Genomic DNA, 12,132 nt, shown 5'->3' on the forward strand with positions numbered 1-12,132 from the left:
CGCGATGGGCGGGGGCGGCTTCACGATGGAGCCGGAGAACCCCGCCCTCGACGACTACGTGCTCGGGCTGGCGAGCGCGAAGGTGCCCAGGATCTGCCTGCTGCCGACCGCCTCCGGCGACGGCGAGGCGCAGATCCGGCAGTTCCACGCGACGTTCGGCGCGCGAGCCTGCGAGCCGATGCACATCTCGCTGTTCCGGCTCGGCAGCCGGCCGATCCCCCTGCGCGAGACGCTGCTCGCGCAAGACATCGTCTACGTCGGCGGCGGGTCGATGCTCGGCCTGCTCGCGGTGTGGCGCGCGCTCGGGCTCGACAAGATCCTGCGCGAGTGCTGGGAGTCCGGCGTGGTCCTCGCGGGGCTGAGCGCGGGTGCGATGTGCTGGTTCGAATGGGGCGTGACGTCGTCGCTGGGCTCGCCCGCGCCGTCGCCGGGGCTCGGCTTCCTGCCCGGGTCGCTCTCCGTGCACATGGACGGCGAGCCCGCGCGGCTCCCCGTCTGCCGAGCGGCGATAGCGGACGGCTCGATCCCGCCCGGCTACGCCGCCGACGACGGCGTGGCGCTGCTCTTCCGCGGTGACGAGCTCGACGAGGTCGTCTCCTCACGCCCGAACCGCCAGGCGTTGCGGATCGGCCCGGACGGCACCGAGGAGCTGCTGACGCCGCGCCTGCTCGCGCGGCCGGACCGGTTCGGCGACGAGGCGGACATCGCCGAGTACCGGGCCGTGCGCGCGCTGCGGGCGCGTTAGCGGGCGACCGCGCGCCCGCCGTGCCAGGTGGCCTCGACGTAGACGCGCGTCCGCGCCTTGCCGACGCGCACCGTCCGCGTCCCCTTGGCCAGTTTGACCGTGCGGCGGGCGAGCACGCGCCGGGTCTTCGCGTCCCGCACGCGCACGACGACCGTGCGCGCGGCGTCCGAGCGCAGCCGCACGCGGCCGTCGCGCAGCCGGGTGACGGTGACGGGCGCGCGGGTCGCGACCCGTGGCGCGGGCGTGGCCGAGCCGCCGCTCGGGGCGCGTGTACCGGGCGCGGGCGAGCCGCCCGGGCTGGGTGACGCGCCGCCCGGGTCCGACGAGCCGCTGGGGGCCGTCGCGCCGCCCGGGGCCGACGAGCCGTCGGGGTCTGACGCGCCGCCCGGGCCGGTGGCGCCGCCTGGGTTCGATCCACCGCCTGGGTCCGTGGCCGGGCCCGGGTCCGTGGGCGTCCCCGGCCCCGGCGTGACCGTCGGTGGCACTTCGCCGGTGGGGCCGAAGCGCGCGAAGTGGTTCGTCGCGCCCTGCGTCATGAAGCTGAAGGTGCCGCTCGCCAGCAGGCGGTCGCCGCCCAGGGCGAGCAGGAAGGACGGGCCGACGTTCGGCTCGGGACGGAACGCGGTCGGCTGGTTCGTGGTCACGTCGATCGAGCCGAGCTTCCAGCGCGGCTCGCCCGCGATCGTCGAGAAGGTGCCGCCGAGGAACAGCTGCGAGCCGTCGAGCGCCAGCGACTCGACCCGGCCGTTGACCGCCGGCGCGGGCAGGGCGGCGAGGTTCGCGTCCAGGTGCTGGAGCCCGCCGGCGATCGTTCCACCGAGCCAGACGCCGCCGGCGCCGTCGGGTTCGATCGCGAAGACCCCGCCCGTGGGCAGGGCGCTCGCGGCGATGGGGGCGCGCGTCGCCGCGTCGTAGGCGCGCAGCTCGCACCGGCCGACCAACAGCCGCGAGCCGACCACCGCCAGCGAGTACACCGGGCAGGAGTCGTACGGCGCCCAGTCGAGCACGTGCCCGGTCGTCAGATCGATGGCGCCGAGCCCGAACACCTGGCGGCCGCCGAGCTCGAACACGTCGCCGCCGACGTACAGCGTCGTCCCGTGCACGGCGAGCGCGCGGACCTCGCCCTGCACTGATGGCAAGCCGGGGCGCCAGGCGCCGGTCCGGGCATCGACCGCCGCGAGGTGCTGCTGCGCGTGGCCGGCCACCGTCGCGAACGCGCCTCCGAGGTAGAGCGCGTCGCCGGCCCGCGCCAGCGCGTTCACGTGTGGCTCGAGGTAGCGCCCGTTCTGCCACACCGCGCCCGCGATCTGCGGGTCGAACGGCAGCAGCGCGCCCGTGCGCACGTCCATCGCTGCGAACGCGGTGCGCGGGACCACGTCGACGGTCCCGCCGCCGCGGCGCCCCGTCGCGACCTGGCCGCCGCCTGCGCCCAGCACGGTGCCGGCCGCTGCGCCCGCGTACGGCAGCCGCGCCCCCGTCAGCAGGTCGAAGGCCACGATCCCGGACCGGAACGTCGCGACGTAGAGCGTCTCCCCGTCCAGGGCGATCGCGCTCGCCTGCTCGGCGACGTCCCCGAACCATGGCAGCGGCGCCCTCGACGCCGTGTCGAACGCCCGCAGCTCGCCGTCGAGGTACTCGAGCGTCGCGACGGCGCGCGCCCCGACCGCGAGCTGCGCGGTCTCGCCCGTTCCCGGCCGCCACGGCACCAGCGTCGCCGCGTCGTCCGCGCTGAACAGGGCCGTGCCGTGGAGCTCCGTCCGCTGCGCCGAGTACAGCGAGCCGCCCACGAACACGCGGCCGTCGCGCGCGGCGATCGCGCTCACGGACGCGTTCCCGTCGAGTCCCGGGTTCCACGCCAGCAGCTGTCCGGTCGTGCGATCCAGGGCGGCGGCGGCGTACCGCGTCGCACCCGCCACGGTGCTGAACTCGCCGCCGACGAACACGCGGTCGCCGGCCACCGACAGCGCCGTGACCTGCCCGTTCATCCGGCCACCGTGGCCCCAGTCGAGCGCCGCCCCGGTCCGCGTATCCAGCGCGACGACGTTGTTGCCCTTCGGCCCGCTGAACGCACCGCCGACGTAGAGCACCTCTCCCGCCCGCTGGAGCGCGTAGACCGAGCCACTGACCCCCGGCTGGAACGTCGTGTCGAGCGAGCCGTCGGCCCGCAGGTGCGCGAGTCCGTGCCGCCGCACGCCGACCACGGAGTCGAAGGTTCCGCCGACGAAGAACCCGCCCGCGCCGTCCGGGGCGATCGCGCGCACCTCCAGCTGGGCCTGCACGTCCTCGTAGCCGATGCCCTCACCCGGGCCGTCGCTCGTGAGGTCCAGGAACGAGCGGCGCACGGCACCGTCGCCGCCGACCAGCGTCAGCGGGCCGGAGTGGCGGCCGACGCCGGCGAACGAGCCGGCGAGGTACGCGGTATCGCCGTCCAGAAGCGCGTCGGACACGACGCCCGCGACGGCCGGGAAGGACTGGGGCGCCGAGTCGGGCGCGGCGCTCGCCGGAGCGGCGCAGAGCAGCATGGCGAGGCAGGCGAGCAGCGATGAACGGGGCATGAGGGCGATGCCACTATGCCCCGATCCGCTAGCGCTTAGACCACTCGATCTGGGTTGAGCGGTGGAACGGCACGCCAAGGCCCTCGAGGAACGCGCCGTGGGCGCCAAGACGCGCCCGGAAGTCCTCCCAGCCCCGGCGTCCCGACCAGCCGACCTCGGCCGTCGCGAGCAGGCGCGGGAAGACCATCGAGTCGACGTGCTCGCGCGTCTCGGTCGTCTCCGACCACAGCGCCGCCTCGACGCCCAGCACCTGCGCGCCGTCGATCACGGCCTCCGGGTCCCACTCGTACGCGTCGCGCACGTCGACCGCGCCCGCCCACGTGAGGCCGAGCTCGGTCGTCTCGTCGTACTTCTGGTCCAGGTACGTGTGCGGCGCGGGGGACATGATCAGCGGCAGGCCCTGCTCGGCCGCGGCCCGCGCGGGCTTCGCGTCGGACCAGTGCTGCACAATCGTGCCGGGCGGGAGCTTGGCCACGCCGGCCTCCTCCCAGACGATCGGCCGCTTGCCGTGCTCGACCACGAGCGAGCACGCGTCCCACATGAACTGCACGTAGTCATCGTGCGAGAGGCCCTCGACCTCGTCGCCGCCGAGGTGGACGTACTCGCCCGGGAGGGCGCGGATCACGTCCGCGAGGAAGCGGTGCACGACCTCCGAGCGGACGTCGAGCGAGTGGCCGGGGCTGCTCCAGGTGGTGAACGGCTCCGGCGCGTCCTTGCCCCACAGCTCCGGGTAGGCGCGCAGCGCGGCGTTGACGTGGCCGGGCACGTCGACCTCCGGGATGACCGTGATCGAGTGGCGCGCCGCGTGGTCGACGATCCGCTGGTAGTCCGCGGCCGTGAAGAACCCGCCGGCGCCGCCGCCGACCTGCGTCTCCGCGCCGATCGTCGTCAGCTTCGGCCAGCCGGGGACCTCGATCCGCCAGCCCTGGTCGTCGGTCAGGTGGACGTGGAAGACGTTGAGCTTGTACAGCGCGGCGAGGTCGATCAGCCGCAGCACGTCGTCGACGCCGAAGAAGTGGCGGGCGACGTCGAGCATCAGCCCGCGCCAGGGGTACTTCGGGGCGTCCTCGATCAGCAGCGGCGTGGACGTCGTGCCCAGTTGACGCAGGGTCGCGCGACCGCGGGCCTCGCCGGCCGCGTCGGCGGCGCTGAAGGCCACGCCCGACGCGCCGATCTCCAACCGGTAGCTCTCGGCCGCGCCGTCCGTGCGCGTGCACTCGACGTCGGCCGGCAGGCCGACCGGATCGCCCGGCCGCGCCTCGAGCACGGCCGGGACCGGGATCAGCACTTAGGCAGGAGTGGGCTCGCCGCCCCCGCGCCCCTTGACGACCTTGGTCGCCACGAGCGCGGCCACACCGGCACCGACGACGACCGGAATCCGCTTCACGATCGGCGTCTTCTTCGCCACCTTGTAGACGGCGGTGCCCTTCGCGGCCTTCTTGGCGCCCTTCGCGCCGCCCTTCGCCGCCTTCGTGGCGGTCTTGATCTTCAGGTAGTCGACCGCAAGCTCAGCGACCTGCTGCTTGCGGCTCTTCTGCTTTCTCAGGGCCATCTGGGGACAGTACCCCCTCTACAGCGCAGCAAGCACCTTTGGCGCGACCTGCTTCTTGCGGCTCATCACGCCCGGCAGCGGGATCACGTTCTCCACCGCCGCCTGGCCGAAGGCCTGCTCGAGCGGACCCGGATCGCCGCTCACGTACAGGTCCGTGTCCTTGGCGAGGATGTCCGTGACCATCAGCGCGTAGATCGGGTAGCCGTTGCGCTCGCGGACGCGCCGCATCGCCTCCATCAGCTCCGGCTTGCGGCCGTCGAGGCCCTGGCCGACGGTCTCGACCTGGGCGATCCCGATCGTGTGCCCGCCGCCGACCTCGTACTCCTTGAGGTCACGCGAGACGATCGCGTCGGCCTCGACGCCCTCGAGGTCCGACGTGGCCTCGAACATCTCGCGCCCGAACTGCATCGGGTCGATCGCGAGCACGCGGCCGAGGTACTCGACGGCGCTCCAGTCGCGCTCGGTCGTCGTCGGGGAGTTGAGGATGACCGTGTCCGACATGATCGCGCCGAGCAGCAGCAGCGCGGAGGAGCGGCTCGGCTCCATGCCGTTCTGGCGGAAGCGCTCGATCACGAGCGTGGACGTCGAGCCGACGGGGTCGAACGTCGCGCGGACCGGCACGGTCGTCTCGATCGAGCCGATGTGGTGGTGGTCGAGGATCTCGACGATCTCGGCCTGCTCGACGCCCTCGACGCTCTGCGCCTGCTCGGCGTGGTCGACGAGCAGCACGCGGCGCGGACGCGGCGACACGAGGTCGGTGCGCGTCACGAGCCCGATCGGCTTGCGCTTGGCGTCCACGGCCACGGCGGCGCGGTAGTGGACCTCCTTGACCTCGTCGGCGACGTCCGACAGCAGGTCGTCCGGGCGGACCGTGAGCGGCTCGGGGTCCATCAGCGCCCGGCACGGGGCCGACAGCGTGATCATGCGCGCCGTGACGTAGGAGTCCAGGGGCGAGGTGACCACGGGCACGCCGTGCTGGGAGGCGAGCGCGACGGTGTCGGCGTCGGGGCGCGTGCCGTTGGACACCACGAGCAGGCCGACGCCGAGCTCGATCGCCGCGCGCTGCGCGTCGTCGCGGTTGCCGACGACGGCGACGTCGCCCGGACCGATCTCCGACGGGAGCGCGCCGATGTCCATCGCCATGCACCAGATCTGGCCCGAGACCTCCTCGTCGCCGCTGCCGCTGAGGGTCTCGCCCTGCAGGACCTTGACGATCGCGCTCACGCGCGTGGGCGCGTCCAGCTCCGACGGCTCGCGCGACTCGCGGATGTAGCGGCGGGCGAGCGCCCGCTCGGTCATCACGCCCGACAGCGTGCCGTCCGGCCCGACGATCGGCACGAGGTCGAGGTCCTGGCGCGCCATCAGGCGACCGACCTCCCGCACCGGCTCGGTCGACTCCACGAGCGGGGAGTCCTGGCGCATCACGTCACGCACCCGCAGCATCACGTGCGCGAGGAAGTCGGGCTCCGAGGCCTTCGAGCGGTCCAGCACCCAGCGCGTCTGGGTGTTCACCTCGCCCAGCCGGACGGGGACGTACGCGTTGTGCGGATCCACGCGGCCCATGAGCTCGGCGTAGCCGACCGCGGCGGCGATCGAGTCGGTGTCCGGGTTGCGATGCCCGGTGACGTAGATGACGGGTAGAGCGGCGATGGCCGATCAATATACGGCGGAGCTCTCCGAGCGGCCCGGCCTTCCTGGCCGAGCCGCGGGAGAAGGTGACGCCCTTGACAGGAGGGGGGTCCCGAGCAGGGCGTCGATTCCGGTCCTCGTCGCGCGATACGCACGGTCCCGTGCGAAGGTTCAACGGTCGCCCGGACGCGGGCCTCGGCCGGACACCGCGCGCTGACCGGTCTGGATGCGACGATCCATCCGTGATCGTCGCTGCGCTGGTGCTTGCGGGAGTGCTGATCGTGGTGCTGGCCGTCGTCGGCGAGCGGCTGCGGCGCGAGAGCGCGCGCGCCGACGCGGCCGAGGCCGAGCACGCGCGGCTCGTCGCCGAGCTGCTGCGGCGCGACCGCGAGGTGACGGAGCTGACGCCGTTTCGCGCGCGGGTCGAGCGCGCGCCGGACTGGATCTGGACGGCCGACGCGGGCGGCACCGTGACGTACTCGAACACGCCGGCGCTGCCCGTCGGCAGCACGGTCGAGCAACCCGGGCGCTCCGGCGTGGTGGAGCGGGGCGGGCGTACCGTCGACACCCGCTCGGTCGCGCTGAACGACGGCTGGCTGGGCGTGGACCGCGACATGACCGAGGCGGTGCCCGCGCGCGTCGCGATCGTGCGGCGGCCGGTGGTGGACGGGCGTCGCGAGGTGGTCGGCTACGAGCTCGTGGGCGACGGCAGCGTGCTCGCGTCGTTCCCGCCCCGGGAACTCGTCGCGCTGGCCGCAGGACGCCCGCTCTGGCTGAGCCTGGACGGCGAGGTCGCCCCTGAGCTGGCCGCGCATGGCCTGACGCTGCTGCTCGCGGCCGACACGTCGCTCGAGCGCGCGCGGGCGCTGCGGGCCGCGGGCTTCACGCTCGCGCTGGACGGCTACGAAGGGCCGTCGCCCCTGCTGGACGAGTGCCAGACGGTCAAGGTCCGCGCGGACGGCCGGCCCGACGAGGAGCTGCAGGCGCTGATCGCCGAGCCGGCGGCGCGGGGGCTGGAGCTGGTGGCCACCGACGTGGACGACGCGGACGAGTTCACCCGCTGCCGCGTGCTCGGCTTCAGCCATTTCCAGGGCGCGTTCTTCGCCCGCCCGCGCGGGGGCGAGGGGCCGGGCACGGGGGCGCTCGCGTCGCTGCAGGCGCTGGGCGAGCTCACCGCCGCCGACCCGTCGTTCGAGGACCTCGAGCGGATCATCGGCGCCGACGTCGGTCTCTCGCTGGCGCTCATCCGCCACGTCAACTCCGCCTACTTCGCGCTGCCGCGCAAGATCGACAGCGTGCGCGAGGCGCTGACGCTGCTCGGCACGCGCGCCGTGCGCCGGTGGGCGACCGTCGTCGCGCTCACGGCCGCCGCCGACGCGCCCGACCAGGTGGTGGCGCTCGCGCTGCTGCGCGCGCGGATGTGCGAGCTGCTCGGGGCCGGCGCCGACGAGGACGACCGCGACGGCCTGTTCACGGTCGGGCTGTTCTCGGTCGCCGACGCGCTGCTGGACGCGCCGATGGACGAGGTGCTCGCGTCGCTCCCGCTCTCAGATGAGATCACGGGAGCCCTGCTGCGTCACGAAGGCCGCCGAGGGCGCATCCTGGGAACCGTGCTGCGTTACGAGCAGGGCCGCTTCCCGACCGACGGCGCCGATCCCACCGAGCTGGCCGAGGCCTACCTGGACGCGCTCCGCTGGGCGGACGACACCGGACGCTGGCTCGGGTGAGGATGCCGCTGCGGTTCAAGCTCACGCTCGCGTTCACGGGCGTGATGGCCGTCCTGCTGACCGCCGCCGGGATCGTCCTCAGCGTGCTGGTGGCCGAGAACCTGGACTCGACGATCGACGACGGGCTCGGCGCCCGCGCGCGCGACGCGGCCGCCGTCGTGCGCGGCGGCGCGCTCGCCGCCACGGGCGAGCCGTACGCGCAGGTGCTCACGCTGGACGGCCGCGTGAAGGACACGAGCACCGGGGCGGGCAACCGGCCCCTGCTGGACTCGACCGAGGTGGCCGCCGCGCGGGCGGGCGACGTGATCGCCGAAGCCCGCCGTGACAGCACCGACCTGCGGCTGCTCGCCCGCCCGGTGCGGGCCGACGGGGAGCCGGCGATCCTGGTCGTCGGCGAGTCGCTCGTGCAGCGCGAGAAAGCGCTCGCCGCCCTCCACGCGCTGCTGCTGGTCGGCGGTCCGCTCGCGCTGCTGATCGCGTCCGCGATCGGCTACGCGCTCGCCGCCGCCGCGCTGCGCCCGGTCGAGCGGATGCGGCGGCACGCGGCCGCGTTCACCGCCGCCGAGACGAGCGAGCGATTGCCCGTCCCGCCCGCGAACGACGAGATCGGGCGGCTGGGCCGGACGCTCAACGAGATGCTCGACCGGCTCCAGGTGGCGTTCAAGCGCGAGCGCGCGTTCGTGAGCGACGCGTCGCACGAGCTGCGCACGCCGCTGGCGATCCTGCGCACGGAGCTCGAGCTCGCGTTGCGCGGCGAGCACACGCGCGACGAGCTCGAAGACGCGCTGCGCTCCGCCGCCGAGGAGGCCGAGCGGCTCTCACGGCTCGCCGAGGACCTGCTCGTGATCGCCCGCTCCGACCAGGGCCGCCTACCGGTGCGACCGGAGCCGATCGAGGCGGGCGAGATGCTCGCGCGCGTCGCCGGGCGGTTCCGCACGCGCGCCCGCGCCGAGGGGCGCCCGCTGGCGCCGGACCCGTCGCCCGGCGTGATCTTCGAGGCGGACCCGGCGCGGATCGAGCAGGCGCTGGCGAACCTCGTCGACAACGCGCTCCACCACGGCACGGGCACGGTGCGGCTGAGCGCGCGGGAGGCCGACGGCGCGGTCGAGCTGCACGTCAGCGACGAAGGGCCCGGCTTCCCACCCGACTTCATCCCGCGCGCGTTCGAGCGCTTCACGCGCGCGGACGAAGCGCGCACGCGGGGCGGCACCGGCCTCGGGCTCGCCATCGCCGCGGCGATCGCGACGGCGCACGGAGGTACCGCGCACGCGGCGAACGGAGAACGCGGCGCCGACGTCTGGATCTCGCTCCCATCAACATGAGCCGCGCTCTCATGAAAGCGCTCTCATCTTCTCATCTACGCTTCATTGACGAGCAGGAAGATGCTCACCAACACGAGAGATGGGGTCTGGAATGCGCGTGCTGGTGGTCGAGGACGAGATCAAGATGGCGAGCCTGATCCGGCGCGGTCTGCGCTCGGAAGGGCTGGCGGCCGATGTGGCCATCAAGGGCGAGGACGCGCTTTGGATGGCGGGTTCTACGGGCTACGACGCGATCGTGCTCGACGTCATGCTCCCCGGGATCGACGGCTTCGAGACGTGCCGCCGCCTCCGTGAGGAGGGCATCTGGTCGCCGGTGATCATGCTCACCGCGCGCGACAGCGTGGAGGACCGCGTCGCCGGCCTCGACGGTGGCGCCGACGACTACCTGGCCAAGCCGTTCTCGTTCGCCGAGCTGCTCGCGCGCCTGCGCGCGCTCGCCCGTCGCGGCCCGGTGGAGCGCCCGGCGGTGCTCGAGGTCGGCACGCTCAAGCTCGACCCCGCCGCCCGCCGCGTCTGGCGCGAGGAGACCGAGGTCAACCTCAGCGCGAAGGAGTTCCAGCTCCTGGAGACGTTCATGCGTCACCCGGGCGAGGTGCTCTCGCGCTACCAGCTGCTCGAGCACGCGTGGGACTACGACTACGAGAACCGCTCGAACATCGTCGACGTCTACGTCCGCTACCTGCGCGACAAGATCGACCGTCCGTTCGGCGTGACGCAGCTCGAGACCGTGCGCGGCGCGGGCTACCGGCTCAAGGACTAGGTCCGGCGGAACCGGCCCGCGCGGGCCGGTGTAGAAGAGGGCGGTGGCTCGAGCGCTCACGGAGAGCGAGCTCATCGCCCTCGCCGTGGAGGGTGATGGCGACGCGTACGCGTCGCTCGTCCGTGCGCACCAGGACATCGCCTTCCGCACCGCCATGCTCATCACCCAGGACGCCGCCGAGGCCGAGGAAGCCGCCCAGGACGCCTTCGTGAAGGCGTGGCGGGCGCTGCCCCGCTTCCGCCGGGGTGAGCCGTGGCGGCCGTGGCTGCTGACGATCGTCGCCAACGAGGCGCGCAACCGGCGCCGCTCGGCGGGCCGTCGCAGCGCGCTGGCGTTGCGCGCCGAGCCGCCGCTCCCGGACCGCTCGGCCGAGTCCGCGGTGCTCGCGGCGGAGACGCGCGGCGCGCTGCTGAGCGCGCTCTCCCGCCTGCGCGAAGACGACCGCCTCGTGCTCGGCTGCCGCTACCTGCTCGAGCTCAGCGAAGCCGAGACCGCGGCCGCTCTCGGCGTCCGGCCGGGCACGGTGAAGTCGCGCACGTCGCGCGCGCTCGCACGCCTCCGCGAGGAGATCCCGGGATGACGCCCGACCTCGAACGCGCCCTGCGCGAGCTCGACGTGGACTGGCCGGCGACGCCCGACCTGTCTGCGAGGGTCCACGCGCGGATCGCGACCGAGCCACCGCCGGGCCGCATCCCCGCGCGTCGCTTCGGCCGGCCCCGCGCGCGGCTCGCCGCCGTTGCCGGGGCCGTCGCGCTCGTGCTCGCCGGCGGGACCCTCGCCGTGCCCGAGGCGCGCTCGACCGTGCTGCGCTGGCTCGGGCTCGAGAGCGTCGAGATCAAACGCGAGGAGCCGCGCGCCACGCCCGGCGCCGGGCTGCGGCTCGGGACGCCGACCACGCTCGGGGCGCTCGGCGTCCCCGTGCTCCAGGCCCGCGACCTGGGCACGCCGGGCGTCTACGCGACGACGCTGCCCGACGGGTCGACGGCGGCCTCGCTGGTCTACGACGGGCCGGTGCTCGTGCAGACGTTCAAGGCACGCGTGACGCCGTTCATCGAGAAGACGGTCGGCTCCGGGGCGGCCGTCGAGCGGCTGCGCGTCGACGGCGCGCCGGCCTTCTGGATCACGAACCCGCACGGGTTCGCGTACCAGTCGGCGAGCGGGTTCGGGTTCGAGGACCAGCGGATCGCCGGCCGGACGCTGCTCGTCGAGCGGCGCGACGGGCTGCTGCTGCGGATCGAGGGCGTCGACTCACGCGATCGCGCCGTCGCGCTCGCGCGCTCAGTTCAGTGAGGGGTCCTCGGGCATCGTCGCCAGCAGCGCGTAGCGATGCCCCTTGCGGCGCAACACCGCGGCCCACAGCTCCGAGGGGTCGGCGGTGAAGATCTCGTCGCGGGTCGGCGGCTCGATGATCCACGCCTCCTCGGCGAGCTCCTCCTCGAGCTGACCGGGACCCCAGCCGGCGTGGCCGGCGAACACCCGCGCGCGGCGGATCGCGCCGGACAGATCGTCCGGGTCGTCGGCGTCCGCCCCGATGAAGCCGAGGTCGGTGTCCACGAGCGCGCCCGCGAGCTCGGGCCGGTCGAACTCGGCGAGCACGATCACGGCGGTCTCGGCGACCGGACCGCCGACGTAGACGGGCTCCTCGTCACCCGCGAGCCACGACAGGTCCGGCACCGCCTCGCCGACCGTGGAGCCGGCGGGCCGGTTGAGGACGAGCCCCATCGCGCCCTCGTCCGTGTGCTCCGCGATCAGGACGACGGTGCGGACGAAGTTCGGGTCGCGCAGGACGGGCGACGCGAGGATCAGCTTGCCGCGCAGGGACTCGGCCATCCCTGCATTGTG

General features: G+C 74.1%; 11 protein-coding genes. 6 read left to right on the forward strand and 5 right to left on the reverse strand.

Translation table 11 applies throughout. The features are described 5' to 3' along the window. The first annotated feature begins 4 nt into the window (after nt 1-4). Complete coding sequence (locus C8N24_RS14835) at nt 5-745, forward strand: Type 1 glutamine amidotransferase-like domain-containing protein (protein ID WP_121250969.1); 741 nt, start codon at nt 5-7, stop codon at nt 743-745. Here C8N24_RS14835 and C8N24_RS14840 read toward each other — a convergent pair. From C8N24_RS14840 to C8N24_RS14855, 4 genes are read right to left on the reverse strand one after another with little or no spacing between them, the layout of a single operon-like run. Continuing rightward, nucleotides 742-3,300 (reverse strand): outer membrane protein assembly factor BamB family protein, encoded by a 2,559-nt coding sequence (locus tag C8N24_RS14840; RefSeq protein ID WP_147447810.1) that lies wholly within the window; start codon nt 3,298-3,300, stop codon nt 742-744. The genes C8N24_RS14835 and C8N24_RS14840 overlap by 4 nt on opposite strands. Nucleotides 3,301-3,328: 28 nt before the next feature. After that, complete coding sequence (locus tag C8N24_RS14845; protein ID WP_121250973.1) at nt 3,329-4,588, reverse strand: family 20 glycosylhydrolase; 1,260 nt, start codon at nt 4,586-4,588, stop codon at nt 3,329-3,331. Next, nucleotides 4,589-4,852, reverse strand: a complete 264-nt coding sequence (locus C8N24_RS14850) for a hypothetical protein (RefSeq protein ID WP_121250975.1) — start codon at nt 4,850-4,852, stop codon at nt 4,589-4,591. 18 nt (nt 4,853-4,870) lie between these two features. Further along, nucleotides 4,871-6,502: a putative manganese-dependent inorganic diphosphatase gene (locus C8N24_RS14855; RefSeq protein ID WP_121250977.1), complete on the reverse strand. Its 1,632-nt coding sequence runs from the start codon at nt 6,500-6,502 to the stop codon at nt 4,871-4,873. A gap of 221 nt (nt 6,503-6,723) precedes the next feature. On the opposite strand from C8N24_RS14855, the gene C8N24_RS14860 reads away from it, so the two are divergent. The 5 genes from C8N24_RS14860 (at nt 6,724) to C8N24_RS14880 (ending at nt 11,580) form a co-directional block, all read left to right on the forward strand. Continuing rightward, nucleotides 6,724-8,208, forward strand: coding sequence for an EAL and HDOD domain-containing protein (locus C8N24_RS14860; protein ID WP_121250979.1), 1,485 nt, complete (start codon nt 6,724-6,726; stop codon nt 8,206-8,208). 2 nt (nt 8,209-8,210) lie between these two features. Then, the gene (locus C8N24_RS14865; RefSeq protein WP_121250981.1) at nt 8,211-9,530 is read left to right on the forward strand and encodes a sensor histidine kinase; all 1,320 of its coding nucleotides are present in this window, start codon (nt 8,211-8,213) and stop codon (nt 9,528-9,530) included. Between the two features lie 91 nt (nt 9,531-9,621). Further along, entirely contained in the window at nt 9,622-10,290 is a 669-nt protein-coding gene (locus C8N24_RS14870; protein ID WP_121250983.1) for a response regulator transcription factor, read from the forward strand. Between the two features lie 43 nt (nt 10,291-10,333). Further along, the gene (locus C8N24_RS14875; RefSeq protein ID WP_211339974.1) at nt 10,334-10,870 is read left to right on the forward strand and encodes an RNA polymerase sigma factor; all 537 of its coding nucleotides are present in this window, start codon (nt 10,334-10,336) and stop codon (nt 10,868-10,870) included. Then, on the forward strand, nt 10,867-11,580 hold the full coding sequence (locus C8N24_RS14880; RefSeq protein ID WP_121250985.1) for a hypothetical protein: 714 nt from the start codon (nt 10,867-10,869) through the stop codon (nt 11,578-11,580). Before C8N24_RS14875 ends, C8N24_RS14880 begins: the two co-directional genes overlap by 4 nt. Here C8N24_RS14880 and C8N24_RS14885 read toward each other — a convergent pair. Then, nucleotides 11,569-12,120 carry a YqgE/AlgH family protein gene (locus tag C8N24_RS14885; RefSeq protein ID WP_121250987.1) on the reverse strand — a complete coding sequence of 184 codons (552 nt, stop codon included), beginning with the start codon at nt 12,118-12,120 and terminating at the stop codon, nt 11,569-11,571. The genes C8N24_RS14880 and C8N24_RS14885 overlap by 12 nt on opposite strands. Nucleotides 12,121-12,132: the final 12 nt, after the last annotated feature.

Source organism: Solirubrobacter pauli, from assembly GCF_003633755.1.
In the GTDB taxonomy this organism is placed as follows: Bacteria; Actinomycetota; Thermoleophilia; order Solirubrobacterales; family Solirubrobacteraceae; genus Solirubrobacter; species Solirubrobacter pauli.